Origin of the sequence: Shinella curvata, from assembly GCF_022899935.1 — a bacterium.
Classification (GTDB): domain Bacteria; phylum Pseudomonadota; class Alphaproteobacteria; order Rhizobiales; family Rhizobiaceae; genus Shinella; species Shinella curvata.
Window position 1 is genome coordinate 826271 of sequence record NZ_JALJCJ010000002.1, and the last position, 18731, is coordinate 845001.

General features: G+C 64.2%; 14 protein-coding genes. 5 read left to right on the forward strand and 9 right to left on the reverse strand.

Annotated features, from left to right (window positions below; translation table 11 throughout):
- Positions 1 to 91 precede the first annotated feature (91 nt).
- Positions 92 to 556 carry a MarR family winged helix-turn-helix transcriptional regulator gene (locus MUU55_RS10070; protein ID WP_244760632.1) on the reverse strand — a complete coding sequence of 155 codons (465 nt, stop codon included), beginning with the start codon at positions 554 to 556 and terminating at the stop codon, positions 92 to 94.
- 258 nt (positions 557 to 814) lie between these two features.
- Here MUU55_RS10070 and MUU55_RS10075 point away from each other — a divergent pair, with 258 nt between their 5' ends.
- The 4 genes from MUU55_RS10075 to secD all read left to right on the forward strand — a co-directional run bounded on the left by MUU55_RS10075 (position 815) and on the right by secD (position 8741).
- A complete protein-coding gene (locus tag MUU55_RS10075) occupies positions 815 to 2083 on the forward strand; it encodes a metallophosphoesterase family protein (protein ID WP_244760633.1) in 1269 nt (422 codons plus the stop codon).
- Entirely contained in the window at positions 2083 to 5553 is a 3471-nt protein-coding gene (locus tag MUU55_RS10080; RefSeq protein WP_244760634.1) for an ATP-binding protein, read from the forward strand. Before MUU55_RS10075 ends, MUU55_RS10080 begins: the two co-directional genes overlap by 1 nt.
- 139 nt (positions 5554 to 5692) lie before the next feature.
- The gene (locus MUU55_RS10085) at positions 5693 to 6109 is read left to right on the forward strand and encodes a hypothetical protein (protein ID WP_244760635.1); all 417 of its coding nucleotides are present in this window, start codon (positions 5693 to 5695) and stop codon (positions 6107 to 6109) included.
- Positions 6110 to 6212: 103 nt separating this feature from the next.
- Positions 6213 to 8741 carry a protein translocase subunit SecD gene (gene secD / locus MUU55_RS10090; protein ID WP_244760636.1) on the forward strand — a complete coding sequence of 843 codons (2529 nt, stop codon included), beginning with the start codon at positions 6213 to 6215 and terminating at the stop codon, positions 8739 to 8741.
- A 196-nt stretch (positions 8742 to 8937) separates the two neighbouring features.
- Here secD and MUU55_RS10095 read toward each other — a convergent pair whose 3' ends face one another.
- The 4 genes from MUU55_RS10095 to uxuA form a co-directional block, all read right to left on the reverse strand.
- Positions 8938 to 10062, reverse strand: a complete 1125-nt coding sequence (locus tag MUU55_RS10095; protein WP_244760637.1) for an NAD(P)/FAD-dependent oxidoreductase — start codon at positions 10060 to 10062, stop codon at positions 8938 to 8940.
- Between the two features lie 84 nt (positions 10063 to 10146).
- Positions 10147 to 11097, reverse strand: coding sequence for a LysR family transcriptional regulator (locus MUU55_RS10100; protein WP_244760638.1), 951 nt, complete (start codon positions 11095 to 11097; stop codon positions 10147 to 10149).
- A 400-nt stretch (positions 11098 to 11497) separates the two neighbouring features.
- Positions 11498 to 12274, reverse strand: coding sequence for an ABC transporter substrate-binding protein (locus tag MUU55_RS10105; RefSeq protein WP_244760639.1), 777 nt, complete (start codon positions 12272 to 12274; stop codon positions 11498 to 11500).
- Between the two features lie 114 nt (positions 12275 to 12388).
- Positions 12389 to 13573, reverse strand: a complete 1185-nt coding sequence (gene uxuA, locus MUU55_RS10110; protein ID WP_244760912.1) for a mannonate dehydratase — start codon at positions 13571 to 13573, stop codon at positions 12389 to 12391.
- Positions 13574 to 13740: 167 nt separating this feature from the next.
- Here uxuA and MUU55_RS10115 point away from each other — a divergent pair, with 167 nt between their 5' ends.
- The gene (locus MUU55_RS10115; RefSeq protein ID WP_244760640.1) at positions 13741 to 14529 is read left to right on the forward strand and encodes an SDR family NAD(P)-dependent oxidoreductase; all 789 of its coding nucleotides are present in this window, start codon (positions 13741 to 13743) and stop codon (positions 14527 to 14529) included.
- 6 nt (positions 14530 to 14535) lie between these two features.
- Here MUU55_RS10115 and MUU55_RS10120 read toward each other — a convergent pair whose 3' ends face one another.
- The 4 genes from MUU55_RS10120 to hutG all read right to left on the reverse strand — a co-directional run bounded on the left by MUU55_RS10120 (position 14536) and on the right by hutG (position 18731).
- Positions 14536 to 15522 carry an aldo/keto reductase gene (locus MUU55_RS10120; protein WP_244760641.1) on the reverse strand — a complete coding sequence of 329 codons (987 nt, stop codon included), beginning with the start codon at positions 15520 to 15522 and terminating at the stop codon, positions 14536 to 14538.
- An 84-nt stretch (positions 15523 to 15606) separates the two neighbouring features.
- Positions 15607 to 16194, reverse strand: coding sequence for a HutD/Ves family protein (locus tag MUU55_RS10125; RefSeq protein ID WP_244760642.1), 588 nt, complete (start codon positions 16192 to 16194; stop codon positions 15607 to 15609).
- A 42-nt stretch (positions 16195 to 16236) separates the two neighbouring features.
- On the reverse strand, positions 16237 to 17913 hold the full coding sequence (gene hutU / locus MUU55_RS10130; RefSeq protein WP_244760643.1) for a urocanate hydratase: 1677 nt from the start codon (positions 17911 to 17913) through the stop codon (positions 16237 to 16239).
- A 17-nt stretch (positions 17914 to 17930) separates the two neighbouring features.
- Positions 17931 to 18731, reverse strand: a complete 801-nt coding sequence (gene hutG / locus MUU55_RS10135; protein ID WP_244760644.1) for an N-formylglutamate deformylase — start codon at positions 18729 to 18731, stop codon at positions 17931 to 17933.

Genomic DNA, 18731 nt, shown 5'->3' on the forward strand with positions numbered 1-18731 from the left:
CAGCAGGGGAGGCGCCGGGTGCCTCGTTCAAGCACAAGAAAAAGGCCGGGATCCTGCGATCCCGGCCTTTTCGATTCTCATAATGTTCAAACTAGCTGACAGCTTGCAGTGGACGGGGTGCTGCCGGCTCGGCATCGCCCGCGTTTTTGTCTCGTTCCCGTTGCAGCTCGTCGGTCTTCTCGCTGAGACAGCGGATGATTTCCTTCATGTGCTGCTTCTGATCTTCGGTCAGGACGTTGAAGATCGCCTCGATCGTCTTGTGCTGCGGCTGCTGGGCGGCCGAAATGACGGTCCGGCCCATATCCGTAATCGAGACGATCTTGGCACGGCGGTCCTTGGGATCGGGGTCGCGCTTGACCAGCTTGTCGCGCTCGAGCCCATCGATCGCCTCCGTCACCGTACGGGGTGCGAAACCAAGGGCGCAGGCAATATCCGTCGACCGCTGCGGGCCCTGGCATTCCAGAAGAAGCAGGAACTTACTGCGGGCGAGCGACACGCCTTCGTCCATCATGCACTCATTCACCAGGCGGCTCACCTGATGGTAGAGTTTGAACATGCCTTGGGAGATTTCTATCGTGCTACTCATGAGGTGGAATATAGGTATTATGAGGGACCATGTCAAATGATCACGAAGTTTTTCGGATAATTTGATCATATATATTGAACGATCACTGTAAATGCGAACGGTCATGCAGCCAGCATTATTCATGGCTTTTCGCCGCCCTTTTCGGGGTGGGGTGATTTCTCCCTGAATAACGGCGCCCTGCGGCTCGCAAGCATTGACCCGGAGAAGGGGGGAGGCGATTGTCCCGCCATGCCCTTCCGCTTCCTTCACACCGCTGACCTGCATCTCGATTCGCCGCTTTCGTCACTGGCACTGCGCAATGCGGATCTCGGCGATCTCGTGCGCGGCGCGACGCGCAAGGCCCTGTCGCGTATCGTCGATCTTGCGATCGTGGAGACGGTCGATGCAGTCCTGATCGCCGGCGACCTCTATGACGGCGCCCAGACGTCCATGGCGACGGCGCTCTTCCTGATGGGAGAAATGCGGCGGCTGGAAGCGGCCGGCATCCGCGTCTTCCTCATTCGCGGCAATCACGACGCACAGTCGCAGATCACCCGCGAACTGACCTTTCCGCCGAATGTGCATCTCTTCGACGGGCGGGGAAAACCGGTCAGAGCCGGCGCACTGGCGAACGGTCGTGAAATCCATGTGCACGGCATCAGCTTCGCCCAGCCGCATGCCCCGACCTCGCTGCTGCCGACCTTTCGCGCACCCGTCGCGGACGCCGTCAATATCGGCATGCTGCATACGAGCCTTGCCGGCGGCAGCCGCCACGATCCCTATGCGCCGACAAGCGTCGCGGACCTTGCCGCCCACGGCTTCGACTATTGGGCGCTCGGCCATATTCACCAGCGGCGCGTGCATCAAGAACGGCCGTGGATCGTCATGCCCGGCAATCCGCAGGGGCGCGACATCAATGAAGGTGGCGTCAAGGGTGTTACCATTGCGACCGTCGGCGAGGATGGCGTCATCACCTGCGAGGAGCGTCCTGTCGCAGTTGCGGTTTTCCAGCGCCTCTCGGTCGATCTTTCGAAAGTAGAAGACTGGCATGGCATGCTCGATCGCACGGAGGCGGTGCTTTCCGAAGCCCGGGGGTTGGCAGGCGGTGCCCACCTCGTCGTGCGCCTCACCATGGCCGGGACCACCGCACTCGCCTGGCGTTTGCGCCGTGACGAGGACCTGCTGCTTGCCGAAGTGCAGAACCTGGCCTCTTCGCTCGGCGAATGCTGGATCGAGGCCGTGGAACTTGCTACCGCAGCGCCGCTCACGGGTGCCGGTGCCGATGCGGGGCCGATCACCGAGCTGGCAGGGCTGATCCGCGAGGATGTCGTGACGACCCATGCCTATCGCGCGGAACTGCGCGAGACACTGGCGGATGTGCTGCGCCAGTTGCCGAAGGAGGCGCGCAGCCTGTTGGCAGGCGACGAGGCCGAGGAGGACGCTTTGCTCTCGGCTCTCGCGCTCGATGGATCGGATATCGTGCTGGCGCGCCTCGGCGGCGAAAGCGAGAAGGCCTGATGCGTCTCGACCGTCTTGAGCTCGTCCGCTATGGCAAGTTTACCGAGCGCAGCCTCGATTTTGGCGCCGCACGGCCGGGCAAACCGGATTTCCACCTCGTCTACGGCCCCAACGAGGCCGGCAAGTCGACGCTGTTTTCCGCCTATCTCGACGTGCTCTTCGGTATCGAGCGAACCAGCGCCTATGGCTTCCTGCACCCCTATGCGCTGATGCGCGTCGGCGGCCGGTTCTCCATCGGCACGGAACACCACGAAGCCTATCGTCTGAAGCGTAATCAAGGCTCGCTTGTCACCATCGATGACCGGCCCTTGCCCGACACGCTCTTTGCCTCCGTGCTCGGCAGTATGGATCGCAATGCCTACCGCACCATGTTCTCGCTTGACGACGAGAGCATCGAGAGGGGTGGGGAGGATATTCTGAAGAGCGAAGGCGAACTGGGCGCCATGCTGTTTTCCGCAAGCTCCGGTCTCTCCGACATGGTCACGAGCCTGACGGCCTTGAAGAACCAGGCCGACGAATTCTATCGCCCGGCCGGCCGGCGGCACGGTCTCTCCACGCTGAAAGCCGAAATCGAGGCGCTGGCGGCCGAGCGCAAGGCGCTCGACGTCGCCGCGCGCGACTATGGTATTCTGGTGCGTGAACGCGACGCCGCCGCCGAACGTCACGACACGGCGACCGCCGCGCGAGCGGCCGCTCGGGCCGCCCTCCAGCAAGCCGAACGGTACCTGACCGCCTTGCCCACCCTCGCACGGCTGCGGGCGCTGCGGGCAGAGCTCGGCGGTTTCGACCTTGGCAAGGCGCCGCCTGCCGCCTGGCGCGGGTTGATCGGCGATCTTGCCCGCGAGGAGGCGGAGATCGCCGCCCGTGCGGCGCGCGTGCTTGCGGAACGGGAACGATGCGTTGCGGAACGGGCCGGGTTTGCGCAAGACGATGTGGTCCTGGCGGCGGAGGCCGACCTTGTCACGCTGTCCGGGTCCGCGCTGGAGGCGCGCTTCCGCACCGCGGCGCTGGACCTCGCATCCCGCACCATCGATCGCGACAGGCTCGTGGTGACGATCGCCGCCAGCATGCTGGCCTTCGGTCTGCCGGCGCAGACCGACCCGACCGACATCCTGCTGCCCACCGGTCTTGCGGATCGACTGACGAGCCTTCTTGCCCGCCGCGCGGCGCTCGTCGAACGCATGGCGACGGCTAGACGCGAGTTGTCCGATGCGGAAAGCGCGCAGGAGACCGCATGCGAGAAGGCGGGCGTTTTTGCCGAAATAGACGCTGTCGGCGAAGACGACATGCAGTCTGCGCTTTCCGTCGCCTTGCGCGCCGCCCGCGCTGGCGATCTACCGGCCCGCCGGCGGGAGGCCAGGCGTCTCCTCGCTCTCGCACGGCAGGAGGCGGAGGCGGCAACGGCGCGCCTGACGCCCTGGTCGGGCACGGCGGAGGCGCTGGAGGGCATGAATGTTCCGACAGCTTCGGCTTTGGAGGACCTGCGCAGGCGGCACGAGGCGGCGGCCGAAGCACTTCGCCGGCATCGCGAACAGGTTTCCGTTGCCGATCGGGAAGCCGCATCGGGCAAGGCCATGCTGGCCGCGCTGGAAAAGGCCACCGGCGCGGCGGGCGAGGAACATGCCGGGCATCTTCGCCAATTGCGAGACGCGGCTTGGCAGACCCACCTCGGCAATCTCGGCCGTGACACGGCTGCCGCCTTTGCGGCTCGTATGCAGGACGACGACCGTGCCAGCGACGCCCGGCTGCGCAATGCCGACCGCCTTTCGGAGATTCGCCTGCTGGAGCGTTCCGTAGCCGAAGGGGCCGCGCGGCTTGGGATTTTGGCGAGCGAGACTGGGCGGTTGCATGAGATCGTGGCGGGGATCAAGGCGGAGATCGCCGCGCTTGCCAGAATCTGCGGCCTTCCTGATGACATCACGCTTCAGGATCTGACCACATGGCTGGGCCGGCGCGCCGTGGTCCTGGAGAAGGCAGAGGTTCGCGCTCGCCAGGAGATCGAAACGGAGCTTGTCGCGGTTGAGGCGCGTGACATATCGGTGCGGCTCGTACACTTTCTGGCGAATGGGGTGGCGGAGGGCGCGACCTTCGAGGAAACGCTCTTTCTTGCCGAGGACACGCATGAGGCCCTGAAGGCGGAGCGTTCGCGCCGCGTTGCGGCGGGTGAGCAACTTGCCCGCGCGAAGGCGGATGTCGAGGCGCGTCGCACGGCCGTCGAGGAGGTGCGTGCGGCCGAGGCGGCTTGGCAGGAGACCTGGCAGCAGGCGATTGCCGGGACATGGCTGGAAACGGACGCAGCACCCGCGGAGCCGGAGCATATAGCTGCCTTGCTGCCGGGATTGCAGACGCTGGCGCAGAATGTCGAGCGCCGCCGGGAATTCGATCACCGTATTGCGGCTATGCAGCGGGATCGAGAGGACTATGGCAGCCATGCGCGCCGGCTCGCCGACACGCTTTCGCAACCCTTCGATGCGGACGATCCGCTTGCGACCGTCGCCGCCATCGGTCGTCGGCTTGCCGAAGCGAAATCGGTTCGTGACCGGGCGCAGGCCATCGACGACAGGTTGGTGGGGCTGGACGAAGAGGAGAGGGCGCTCGACGAGCGTCGCGACGTGCTCGATGCGCGACTGGGCGAAATCTTCGCGTTTCTCGGCTGCGACAGTCTCGCAAGCGCGGAAATCCTGCTGGATGCCCATCGCCGGCGCGATGACCTGCACGCCCGCATCATCGATGTCGGGCGCGACATCGTCCAGCAGATGCGCGCGGGCACGCTCGACGAGGCGGAAGCGCTGCTGGCGGCGGTCGACGAAGCTCAGCTCGTAGCCGAGAAGGTCGATCTCGCCGCACGGCTCGATGAACTCGACAGGCAAGTCGAGGAGCAGCACATGGCGCGGGCGCGGGCCGAGGAGGCGCTGGCGAAGGTTGCCGGCAGCGATGCGGCGGCGGCGCTGGAGGAGCGTCGGCGTACCGCGCTGGTCGATCTCGCCGAGAAGTCGCGGCGATATCTTGCGACACGCGCCGGCATCCTGGCGGCAGAGCAGGCGCTGCGACTCTATCGCGAGCGCCATCGCAGCGCCATGATGGAGCGCGCTTCGAAAACCTTTCGCGACATCACCGGCGGCGAATATGCCGGTCTCTCGACGATGTTGGAGAAGGAGGGCGAGTTCCTCGTCGCCAATGCGGCCTCCGGGGCCTCCAAGCTGGCAAAAGACCTCTCGAAAGGTACGCGCTTCCAGCTCTATCTCGCGTTGCGCGTCGCGGGCTATCACGAGATCGCCGCCAGCCGCGAGATTGTGCCCTTCATCGCCGACGATATCATGGAGACCTTCGATGACGGGCGTGCCCTGAATGCGCTCAGGGTGATGGGCGACATGGCGACGGGCGGGCAGGTCATCTACCTCACGCACCACCAGCATCTCTGCGATCTCGCACGCGAAGCCTGCCCCGACGTGACGATCCACCATCTCTGAAGGCTGAAAGATCAGGCGTGGCAAGGGACCGTTAACCCCTGAACTTGACTTGGCAGGACGTAAATGGTTCTTGGCGCACCATCGGCATTGCTGCGAACCTTGCTTCGCGCCGTGCCCGCCTTCGAAGAAACGGACGGGAATGACTTGTAGAACCGGCAAAGAGGCAAGGGTGTGGGAGCGGGGTGTTGCACCCGTCAGCTTCCTCGTGCTGCTCTTTACCGTGTTGCTCTCGCAGTTCTCGCTACCGGAAGATGCCCCGCGCCATCCCCAGCGCACGGCCGCCGAAGGCGGCGTGGCGCCGTCGCCGCTGTCCGCGGCGGGTGACGAGCTGTGGTTTCCGGCCAATGGTCATGCCGAACGGCGGATCGCCAAGGCGAAGACCGGCCTGCCGGAAGGCGAGGGCGCCGGCAAGGCGCTCGTTCCCGGCACCGGCCTTCTGCTTTACCCATTCGAAGTCGCCTCGAATAGGGCCGCCGTCCTTGTCGATGACAGCGCGCCCGCATCCGATCATCCCGCGTCTTTCCGCAGTCGTGCGCCTCCGGCCTTTGCAGCCTGAGGCCTTGCGGCGCTGAAGCGCCGCGCCATCGATTGAAATTCCGATCCCATGGAGGGCGCCGGCTTGTGTCGCGCCTTTCCCGCAGTTGAAATGGAACAACCCCATGAAAACCTCCAAATGGGCATTGTTTGTCTCCACCGTCATCATCCTTTTCGGGATGCTGGCGGCCGTGCCGAACGTGCTGACGTCTGAGCAGCAGGCGAAATACGGGCGCTACCTGCCCGCCAACCCGGTCACCCTCGGTCTTGACCTGAAGGGCGGCTCGCACCTTGTACTTGAGGTGGATTCCGCCGCGCTCCGCAAGGCGCGCATGGATTCGCTCCTGAACGATACGCGCGCCATCCTGCGCACCGCCGGCGAGCGCGCTTCGGCCGCTCGCCTCAACGGCACCACCCTGACGGTCACGCTGCCCGACCAGGCCGCGCTCGACAAGGTCCTGCCGGAAGTGCGCAAGCTCGCAGCGCCGACCTCGACGCTCGGCTTCGGCGGTGGGTCGTCGGATATCGACGTCGCAAACAGCGGCCTCGTGATCAATGTCACGCTGACGGAGGCCGGCATCAACGAGCGCATGTCGGCTGCCGTCGAGCAGAGCCTTGAAATCATCCGTCGCCGCGTCGACCAGGTTGGCGTTGCCGAACCGCTCATCCAGCGTGTCGGCGGCGACCGCATCCTCGTGCAGCTGCCGGGCCTCCAGGATCCGACGCGCCTGCGCCAGCTGCTTGGCTCGACCGCCCAGATGAGCTTCCACATGGTCGACCAGACCGTGGATCCGAACAGCGTCGCTCCGCGCGGCGTGCTCATTCTGCCCGGCGCCAACGACAACAACAAATATGCCGTCGAAGAGCGCGTCGCGATCTCCGGCGACCGTCTGGCCGACGCCAAGGCCGGCTTCGACCAGCGCACGAGCGAGCCGATCGTTTCCTTCAGCTTCGATTCGACCGGCGCACGCCAGTTCGCCGAGATCACGCAGGCCAATGTCGGCAAGCCCTTCGCCATCGTTCTCGACGGCAAGGTGCTGACCGCACCCGTCATCCGCGAGCCGATCATCGGCGGCCAGGGCCAGATCTCCGGCAATTTCAATCCGCAGGAAGCGACCGTTCTTTCGGCGCTCCTGCGCTCCGGCGCCCTGCCGGCGCCGCTCACCATCATCGAAGAGCGCACCGTCGGCCCGAACCTCGGCTCCGACTCGATCCGCATGGGTCTCTATACCGGTCTTGCCGGCCTTGCCGCCGTCGTGGTGCTGATGCAGGTGCTCTACGGCTCCTGGGGTATCATCGCCAATCTCGGCCTCGTGCTGCACACGATCCTGACGATCGGCCTGCTCGGCATTCTCGGCTCGACGCTGACGCTGCCCGGTATCGCCGGTATCATCCTCGGCATCGGCATGGCCGTGGACGCCAACATCCTCATCAACGCCCGTATCCGTGAAGAGACGGCAGCGGGCGCGGGGGCCATGAAGGCGCTCGATGTCGGTTTCAACAAGGCCTATGCGACCATCGTCGACGGTAACATGACGACCATGGTCGGCATGATCCTGCTCTTCATGTTCGGTTCGGGTCCGGTGCGCGGCTTCGCCATCACCATGATCATCGGCCTTGCGATCTCGATGTTCACCTCCATCACCTTCGTGCGTTTCCTGATGCGCGAGGCCGTGATCCTGCGGAAGATGAAGAAGATCGAAATCCATTCGATCTTCGGCAAGGTCTGGGAAATCCCGACCTTCTCCTTCATGCGCGGCCGCTATATCGCCATCGCCATGTCGGCCTTCATCTCGACGAGCTCGGTCATCCTGTTCTTCACGCCAGGCCTCAACTACGGCATCGACTTCGTCGGCGGCATTCAGGTGGAGGCGACCTCCAAGACGCCGATCGACCTTGCGCCGCTGCGTGAGAAGATGGAAGGCCTTAACCTCGGCGAAGTGGCGCTGCAGGAATTCGGCCAGGGCACGTCCGTGCTCGTTCGCGTCCAGCGTCAGCCGGGTGGCGAAGAGGTGCAGACCGCGGCCCTCCAGAAGATTCGCGATGGCGTTGCCGAAGTGATCCCGGATGCGAGCTTCGAGCGCACGGAAGTCGTCGGCCCGACGGTGTCCACCGAGCTTGCCCGTTCCGGCTTCCTCGCCGTCGGTCTCGGCATGCTGGCGATCCTGATCTACATCTGGTGGCGTTTCGAATGGCATTTTGCCGTGGGCGCCATCGCGACGCTGATCCTCGATATCACCAAGATGGTCGGGTTCTTCGCGCTGTTGCAGATCGACTTCAACCTGACGGCCATCGCCGCCGTGCTGACGCTGATCGGCTACTCGGTCAACGACAAGGTGGTGGTGTACGACCGCATGCGCGAGAACATGCGCAAGTACAAGACGATGCCGTTCTCGGAATTGATCGACCTGTCGATCAACCAGGTGGTGATGCGATGCATCTTCACCTCGGTCGCCGTCGCAGCCTCGCTGCTGCCTATGGCGATCTGGGGTGGCGATACGGTCAAGCCTTTCGCCTGGCCGATGCTGTTCGGCGTCATCGTGGCGACGACCTCGTCGATCTATATCGGCGGCCCGATCCTGCTGTTCCTCAATCGCTACTGGAAGGATCGCAGCGCAACGCGCCCGGCCGGTACGCCGGCAACGGAAGCTTGAAACCAGAACGGGCGCCCTTGAGGCGCCCGTTTCGTTTAAAGGATTTGAACCGCAACCTCTCCGTCGTCATCCTCGGGCTTGCCCCGAGGATCCACGCGGCGAACTCAGCGCGTGTGGATGGATCCTCGGGGCAAGCCCGAGGATGACGGAGAGGGGACGCATGGCAAAAGGGCGCCTTAGAGGCGCCCTTCCCATTTCAGGAAAACCGCAAGGGGCTGAACGTCTCCGCCGCAATACCTTCGCGAGCAATCGGCTCCGGCACAGAGCTGCCGGTGAGAAGCGCGGCGGCGAGGCTTCCGAGGGCGGGGGAGGTCAGGATGCCATAGCCGCCCTGTCCGGCGAGCCAGAAGAAGTTTTCGGCATCCTTTGCCGGACCGATAATGGGCAGGCGGTCCGCGGAAAAACTGCGCAGACCGGCCCAGCTCTTGAAGATGCGGCGCACATTGAGCGTGGTCGCCTCCTCGACATAGTGGGCGGCATAGGCGACGTCGAGCTCCTCCGGCTGGACGTCGGCCGCCTCGCACGGCGTGGCGTCGGCAGGCGAGGCGAGCAGGCGGCCGCCCTCCGGCTTGAAGTAGAAAGTGTCTTCGATCTCGTTGATTTCGGGCAGGCGGCTGGCGTCGATGCCGTCGGGCAGGTCGACAGTGATGGCGGTGCGCCGGTGCGGCACGATGCCGAGCGGAGCGACACCGCAAAGGGTGGCGACCGTATCCGCCCAGCCCCCGGCGGCATTGACGATGGTGCCGGCAGCGATTGTCTCTTCGTTCGTCTCGATGAGCCACTGATTGCCGATATGGCGGGCGCCGGTCAGCTGCCGCTTTTCGAGGATCTGCGCACCGTGGCGGCGTGCATGACGGGCATAGGCCTGCAGCAGGGCATCGACCTCGATGTCCCAGTATTCAGGGTCGAAATAGGCAGCGGCAGCAAAGGTAGGTTTGAGCATCGGCGCACGGGCAAGCATTGCTGCCTCGTCCAGCCATTCGACGGGGATGCCCAAGGCCTTTGCCTGCTCGAAGCGCTCTCGCACCAGTGCCACCTTATCCTCGGTCCCGAGGATGATGCTGCCGCGTTCGATGAGCAGCGGCACATCGGCAAAACCGCGGGGCGGGTCCATCAGGAAGGTATGGCTGGCGCGGGCGAGCGCATTCACCAGCGGCGCATTGTCCCGCAGCGTGAATTCCGCCGCCGAGCGGCCGGTGCTGTGATAGCCGAGCGCGTCCTCCCGCTCCAGCACGACGACGGAGCGGTGAGGGCTCAGAAAATAGGCAAGCGAAATGCCGGCGATGCCGCCGCCGATGATCGCGATGTCGAAAGTCTGCATGGCCCCTCCAGTGTCTCGAAGGGATAGGCCTAAGCAAGCTGGTGCCATTTTTCAAATTTATAGCGATGACGGCCGATATCAGTTCTATTGATGTGGCTCGCCCCAGCGCCATGGCGGCACATCTGTGATATGGGTGAGAAAGGCGCGCTCGGCCGGATTGAGCGCGGAGCCGGGGTTGGTGATGCGAAAGGTTTCCGTCACCGGCAGGTCGTCATAGGGCGGCAATTGCCAGAGTTCGCCGGCGCTGAGCGCTGCCCCGGTGAGGTGTGCCGGCAGCATGCCGATGCCCGCATTGGCGACGACCAGCCGAAGAACCTCCTCCACGTTGAAGGCAAGCGCGCGCACCTGTTGGCCGAAGGAGCCGACGGCGCGCACCGCCGTCACCGGTCCCATATGCGGTCCGCCGAGCACATCGGCAAGGAAGCTGACATAGGGCTCGCCGCGCAGGTCCTCGAGCTTGGCGTCCAGTGCGCCGAACAGCCGGTGCCCGCGGCCGCAATAGAGGGCGTAACGCTCATAGCAGAAGGGCACCTTCTCCAACCCATCCGGAATGATGCCGTCGGAAAGGCCAAGCGTCGCAACGCCGCGCTCCACCGAGCGGATGACATCCGTCGTCGTCTCGATCGTCACACCGACGGTGACACGCGGATGCAGCCGGAAGAAATCGGCGATCGCCCGGTCCCAGACGGGGTTCATGGCGTGGCTGACGGCGTGGATGGTGATGTGGCCGGATACATCCTCACCAGAGGATACCATGGCCTCCGGCAGGCGCACGATAGCGGAAAATATGTCGTGACACAGGGCATGCAGCCGTTCGCCGGCTTCCGTCAATTCGAAACGGCCGGGGCTACGGTCGATCAGTCGGTGGCCGACGGATTGCTCCAGTCGCTTCAGCGCCATGCTGACGGCTGGCTGCTGCAGAAGCAGCCGGTTTGCGGCGCGCGTTATGGAGCCTTCCTCCACCACCACGACGAAGGTGCGCAGCAGGTTCCAGTCGAGGTTGTGAGCAAAGCGTTCGAGGCGATTTATCGGCATGCGTGTAGTTAGGATGACAGCTCAATGAGAGGCAAGTGGAGCCTGCTTAGAGCGGTCAAGAATGTGATCGACGATGGCATTTTTTCTCGGAACCAATTTTGTTTCCGGCGCATTGGGCCCCCTGAAAGAAGGGGAAATGCCATATGTGGGAACGGTTTAGCACCAGCGGACTCGCGGGGTCCTATGTCGACGAGCTCTCGGCGGCGGGCGTCCAGGCTCGCATGGATTTCCGGCCGAGACGGGCGCTCGACCCGTTTCCCTTCCTTGTCAGCCCGATAGACGATCACGATTCCGAACCGTTCATTTCGACCGCCTATCGCATGACAGGAAGTACAGGAAACGCCCGGCCAAGATCGTGAAGCTGAAATGAAAAGGGGCGGCCGAAGCCGCCCCGAAGCCCTTACTTCATCGTGTAGATATCGATCGAGAAATATTTGTCGTTGATCTTCTTGTAGGTGCCGTCTTCGCGGATTTCCTTCAGAGCAGCGTTCAGCTTTTCACGAAGATCGTTGTCTTCCTGCCGCACCGCGATGCCGACGCCATCGCCGACGAACTTCTTGTCGGTGACCGGCTCGCCGATCAGCTCGCAGCAGGCCTTGCCGTCATCGTTCTTGGTGACCCAGTCGAGCAGCGGGATCATGTCGCCGACCTGCAGGTCGAGGCGGCCGTTTGCCATGTCGAGGTTCACCTCGTCCTGTGTCGGATAGAGCTTGAGGTCGGCATCCGGATAGACGGCTGCGGCAAAATCGGCCTGCGTCGTGCCGCTTTGCGCGCCGATCGTCTTGCCCTTCATGCCCTCATTGGTGAAATCGGTGATGCCGGAGTTTTTTGGGGCGGCATGGGTCATGGCTGCGAGATAGTAGGGGTCGGTGAAGTTGACCTGCTTCTTGCGCTCTTCGGTGATGAACATCGAGGCGATGATCATGTCGTATTTCTTGGCGAGAAGACCGGGAATGATGCCGTCCCAATCCTGGCCGACGACTTCGCATTCCACCTTCATCTTCTCGCAGAGCGCAAGCCCGATCTCCACGTCGAAGCCACCGAGCTTGCCGTTGGAATCCTGGAAGTTGAAGGGCGGGTAGGCGCCCTCCGTGCCGATCTTCAGCGTCTCGGCCGAAGCCTGGGCGGAGAGAAGCGTGGAGCCTGCGAGCGCCAGTGCGAGCAGCATTCTTTTCATGGTCGTTCCCCTGTAGTGATTGTGACCGATGGCAAACGGTAACGTGGGCGTGCGCATAAACGAAATAGATAGTCCTGATGTTCGCTATCATTTTGGTTTATGTTGAAGGCAGTCTCAAGCCACCATGAACCGGGAGACGCCCCGCATCACGCCGCGCAGTTCCGCAAGGCCCTTCAACCGGCCGATCAGCGAATAACCGGGGTTGATGCGCGCCTTGCCGATATCGTCGGCCAGCAGATGGCCGTGGTCCGGCCGCATGGGGATGCGCCAGTCGGCGCGGCCTTCGGCCTTGCGCCGGTTCTGCTCCTCCCGCAGGGCGATGACGACCTCGACCATATCTGTCGAGCCGTCGAGATGGTCGGCCTCGTGGAAGGAGCCGTCGGGCTCGCGGGTGACATTGCGCAGATGGCTGAAATGAATCTGCGGGCCGAATTCACGCACCATGGCCGGCAGGTCGTTGTCCGCACGCACGCCATAGGAGCCGGTGCAGAAGGTTAGGCCATTTGCCGGGCTCGGCGCTGCGGCCAACAGGGCGCGTGCGTCCCCGGCGCAGGAGACGACGCGCGGCAGGCCGAAGAGCGAAAAGGGCGGATCGTCCGGATGAATGCAGAGCCGCGCGCCGACATCTTCCGCCACGGGAACGATTTCTCGCAGGAAGGCGGCAAGGTTTTCGCGGAGGGTTTCGGCGTCGATGCCCTGGTATTCATCGAGTGCCTGTCGAAAACTCTCGCGGTCGTAGCTGCGCTCGGTTGCGGGCAAGCCGGCGATCAGGTTGCGCTCGATCGTCGCCACCTGCTCTTCGGAGAGAGAGGCGATGCGCTGCTCGGCCGCGTGAATGGCTTTGGCGGAATAGTCCTTCTCCGCGTTCTTGCGCCTCAGCACCAGAAGGTCATAGGCTGCGAAGTCCACCGCGTCGAAACGCAGGGCGAAGCCGGTCGAGGGCATGCGGTACAGGAGGTCGGTGCGTGTCCAGTCGCAGACGGGCATGAAATTGTAGCAGATCGTCGTGACGCCGGCTTTGGCGAGGGCGCGGATCGTATCCTTATAGGCGCCGATATATTTGGACCGCTCGGGCGCGGCGATCTTGATCGAGTTGTGTACCGGAATGCTCTCGACCACCGACCAGGTAAGACCCGCCGCCTCGATGCCCCCCTTGTAGGAAAGGATATCATCAAGCGGCCAGGCGGAACCGTCATAGATATGGTGAAGGGCGGAGACGATGCCTGTAGCGCCCGCCTGCTTGATGTGATCCAGCGGGACCGGGTCCCTCGGGCCGTACCAGCGAAAGCATTCTTCCATCATCGCCCGCTCCTTCGGATGTCATATGGTTTGGATCACAGATTGAGAGATGACTCAATCTTTGCACAAAGGCCTGCAGCCGGCTGAAAAGATTCCGCTTTCCGCCTGGCATTGACATCGTTGAGGCGCGTCGCTCAACCTTTGCCGGAAACGGGAGGGAGGAAGAAATGGCGCGGGACTTCGAAGGCAAGGTGGTGCTGGTCACGGGCACGAGCGGTATCGGTCGCGCCGCGGCGATCCGGCTGGCGGAGGGTGGCGCTGCCGTGTTTGCGCTGGGCATCGACGAGAAAGCGAATGCCGAGCTGGAAGCGATCGCCGCCGGCCGCAACCTGACAATCCTCGTCCGGCGCGTGGATGTTTCACTTGCCGATGCGGTCGGCGCCGCCGTGGCGGAGCTGGAAAGCCTGCTCGGCGGGCTCGATATCATCGTCAATTCCGCGGCCGTGCACCCCTATGGCACTGCAGTGACGACGGATGCGGAAACGTTTGCCCGGTGCATGGCCGTCAATGTCGGCTCGATCCACCTGACGGCCCATTTCGGCGTGCCCTTGATGGTGAAACGCGGCGGCGGAGCAATCGTCAACATTTCCTCCGTGCAGGGCCATGCCTGCCAGAAGGGCGTGGCCGCCTATGTCGCGAGCAAGGGTGCAATCCACGCCCTGACGCGGGCGATGGCGCTTGATCATGCTGCGGAAGGGGTTCGGGTAAATTCGGTCAGCCCCGGCTCCGTGCGTACGCCGATCCTGGAGCTTGCGGCCCGCACCTTCGACGGAGCGGACGCGGATATCGAGGCGGTTTTCACGCGGTTCGGCGCGTCGCACCCGCTCGGGCGCATCGGCGAGCCCGAAGAGGTGGCGGAGATGGTGGCCTATCTCGCCTCCAGCCGCGCCGGCTTCGTCACCGGCGCGGATTTCATCATCGACGGCGGCCTGACGGCCGGCATCGGGGTTGCCTGAGTCCGCTTACCAGCGGTCGTGAACATGCGGGGCGACGAGACGGTAGTAGATCTCGCGCGTCGCTTCCATCACGTTCTCCGGGATGGCCGGAAGGCCGGCCGCCCTCGCGTTGGCCTCAGCCTGCCCGGCATTGCGGGCGCCGGGAATGACGACGCTGACGGCGTCCGCCATCAGGATCCAGCGCAGCGCGAAGGCCGCCATGGTCTGGCTTGCCGGCACCAGCGCACGGATTTCCTCCACCGCCTGCAGGCCGGTCTCGAAAGGCACGCCCGCAAAAGTCTCGCCGACATCAAAGGCATCGCCGTTGCGATTGAAGTTGCGGTGGTCATCGGCGGCAAAGGCGGTGTCGCGCGTGATCTTGCCGGAGAGCAGGCCACTGGCCAGCGGCACACGGGCGATGACGGCGACATTCCTGCGCGCCGCCTCCTTGAAGAACAGCTGCGCCGGACGCTGACGGAAGATGTTGTAGATGATCTGCACGCTGACGACGCCCGGATATTCGATCGCCTTCAGGGCCTCCTCGACCTTCTCGACACTGACGCCGTAATTGGCGATCTTGCCGGCGGCCTTGATCTCTTCCAGCGCGTGGAAGACCTCGGGGCGGTAGTATACATCCGTCGGCGGGCAATGCAGCTGCACGAGGTCGAGGCGTTCGACGCCTAGGTTTTTCAGGCTGCGGTCGATGAAGCCTTCGAGGTTTTGCTTGTTGTAGCCGTCGGCGACATGCGGCGAGAGCCGGCGGCCGGCCTTGGTGGCGACCATCGGACGCTGGCCGCCGCGATCCTTCAGCACATCGGCGATGATCTTTTCCGAGCGGCCGTCGCCATAGACGTCGGCGGTGTCGATGAAGCTCATGCCGGCATCGAGCGCGGCATTGAGGGCGGCGCGACCGTCGGCCTCGCTGACGTCACCCCAGGCGCCGCCGATCTGCCAGGCGCCGAAGCCGATATCCGTGGTGGTAAAACCCGTGCGGCCGAATTTGCGATGTCTCATGAAAATGTCTCCCGGCAAAAATTGATGTGCCGGGAGGTAGCACTCCGCAGGGGTGCGGACAAGGAAATCGCTTGCGCCGATCGCTCAGGCGGGAGTGATTTCTACCAGATAGAAGGCCGTCGTCTCGCCAGCGGCAAGCACATCGGCTTTCTCCGAGCCGCCGAGCACCAGGGCATCGAGCGGCTGGAGACCGATGAGGCCTTCCGTCGTGGAAACGCCGAGCGGTTCGAGCGCCAGCAGCAGGCGTTCGCCTGAAGATGACGGAAGCGCCATCGAGCCTGCCACGACATGATGCGTGAGCGTATGACCGAAGACACCCCGCCGCGTCATCACGTTGAGATCGGTGATCGGGCCATTGGTCAGGCGCGCCGTGGTGGGCGCATCGGCCGGGAAGGGCAAAGGGGCGGAGGCCGGCGTCAGCAGCCGGTCGCCCAGACCTTCGATAGAGAGATCCATGCCATCGCCTGACAGCACCGCCAGCGTGCGGTCGATGCCGGGAAAGACCGAGAACGGCCCGTCGCTCGCCACCGTCGCCATGCTGACACGCCAGCCGAAATCCGAAAGGCCGGCGCCTTCCGGATGGACGATCACCTCGACCGTCTCGCCGCCGCCGTTCTTCCACGGCATGCGGCGATGATCGCTGTTGCGGAGAAGCCGGGCTTTCTTGTGCATGTCGTTCTCCTAAAACCGCTGCACACTTTTAGGCGACATGCGTCAGTTGCCCAGGATGCCCGGCAGGCGCAGACCCTTTTCCTTCGCGCAATCGAGCGCGATGTCGTAGCCCGCATCGGCGTGACGCATGACGCCGGTTGCCGGGTCGTTCCACAGCACGCGGCCGAGGCGCTCGGCTGCCGCATCCGTACCGTCGGCGCAGATGACGACGCCCGAATGCTGCGAGAAGCCCATGCCGACGCCGCCGCCATGGTGGAGCGACACCCAGGTCGCGCCCGACGCGGTGTTGAGCAGCGCGTTGAGCAGCGGCCAGTCGGACACGGCGTCGGAACCGTCCTTCATCGATTCCGTCTCGCGGTTCGGCGAGGCGACGGAGCCCGAATCGAGGTGGTCGCGGCCGATGACGATCGGGGCCTTGAGCTCGCCGTTCTTGACCATTTCGTTGAAGGCGAGGCCGAGGCGGTGACGGTCACCGAGGCCGACCCAGCAAATGCGTGCCGGCAGGCCCTGGAAGGCGATGCGCTCGGCGGCCATGTCGAGCCAGTTGTGCAGGTGCTTGTTGTCGGGCAGCAGCTCCTTGACCTTTGCGTCGGTCTTGCGGATGTCTTCCGGATCGCCGGAAAGGGCCGCCCAGCGGAACGGGCCGATGCCGCGGCAGAACAGCGGGCGGATATAGGCCGGCACGAAGCCCGGGAAGGCGAAGGCGTTTTCGAGGCCTTCTTCCTTGGCGACCTGGCGGATGTTGTTGCCGTAGTCGAAGGTCGGGATGCCCATGTCCTGGAAGGCGATCATTGCTTCGACATGTTCGCGCATCGAGGCGCGGGCGGCCTTTTCGACGGCCTTCGGGTCGCTTTCGCGCTTTGCCTTCCACTCAGCCATCGTCCAGCCCTTCGGCAGGTAGCCGTTGATCGGGTCGTGGGCGGAGGTCTGGTCGGTGACCATGTCGGGGCGGATGCCGCGACGGACCATTTCCGGCAGGATTTCGGCGGCGTTGCCGAGCAGGCCGACGGACTTGGCCTCGCCGGCCTTCGTCCAGCGGTCGATCATGGCGAGCGCCTCGTCGAGCGTCTCGGCCTTTTCGTCGATGTAGCGGGTGCGCAGGCGGAACTCGATCGAATCCGGGTTGCACTCGACGGCAAGGCAGGAGGCGCCGGCCATGACGGCGGCGAGCGGCTGGGCGCCGCCCATGCCGCCGAGGCCGCCGGTCAGAACCCACTTGCCCTTGAGGTCGCCGTTATAGTGCTGGCGGCCGGCTTCCACGAAGGTCTCGTAGGTGCCCTGAACGATGCCCTGGCTGCCGATATAGATCCACGAGCCGGCCGTCATCTGGCCGTACATGGCAAGGCCCTTCTTATCCAGCTCGTTGAAGTGGTCCCAGGTCGCCCAGTGCGGCACGAGGTTGGAGTTGGCGATCAGCACGCGCGGCGCATCCTTGTGCGTGCGGAAGATGCCGACGGGCTTGCCGGACTGCACGACCAGCGTCTCGTTTTCTTCGAGATCGCGGAGCGAGGCGACGATCTTGTCGAAATCGGCCCAGGTGCGGGCGGCGCGGCCGATGCCGCCGTAGACGACCAGTTCATGCGGGTTTTCCGCAACGTTCGGATCGAGGTTGTTCATCAGCATGCGCAGCGGCGCTTCCGTCATCCAGCTTTTGGCGGTGAGCTCGGTGCCGGTGGCGGCGCGGATTTCGCGGATGTTGTGGCGGGGATTGGTGGTCATTGGCTGGTTCTCCCGGATCAGCGTGAAAGGGTGGAGGCGAGCGCCTCGAGACGGTTCAGGATGTCTTTCAAAGGAATGCGCAGTCGCGCGGCCTTCTCCTCGTCGAGGGCGAAGGGCGGGACTTCCGTGGCGAGATGGCTGACTTGCGCCAGTTCCATCTGGATGGCGTGCACGCCGGTTGCCGGCTTGCCGTAGTGGCGGGTCGTCCAGCCGCCCTTGAAGCGGCCGTTGAGAATGCTGGTATAGCCCTCGGCCGCGGCGCAGGCCTCATAGGTCGCCGTTTCGATCGCCTTGTCGCAGGTGCGGCCCATATCGGTGCCGACGTTGAAATCCGGCAGCCGGCCTTCGAACAGGAAGGGGATCAGCGAGCGGATCGAGTGGCAATCGTAGAGGATCGCCACGCCATGGATCGCCTTCACCCGCTCGATTTCGGCGGCAAGGGCCGCGTGGTAGGGCGCGTGAAAATTGGCGAGCCGATAGGCGATGTCCGCCTCGGTCGGTGCCGCACCGTCCTTCCAGATCGGCTTGCCATCGAAATCCGTTTCGGGAACGAGGCCAGTGGTGTTCTGGCCGGGATAGAGGCTGACGCCGGCCGGATCGCGGTTGGCGTCGATGACATAGCGGTGGAACGTGGCGCGCACCGTCGTCACGTTCGGCAACAGGCCGTCGTAAAGACGCTCGATGTGCCAGTCCGTATCGGCGAGGATGCGGCCGTTGTCGTTGAGGCGTTCCCAGATATCGGCCGGGACATCCGTGCCGGTATGCGGAAAGGCGAGAATGACGGGCGAGGTGCCCTGGTGGAGTTCGAACAGCGCCAT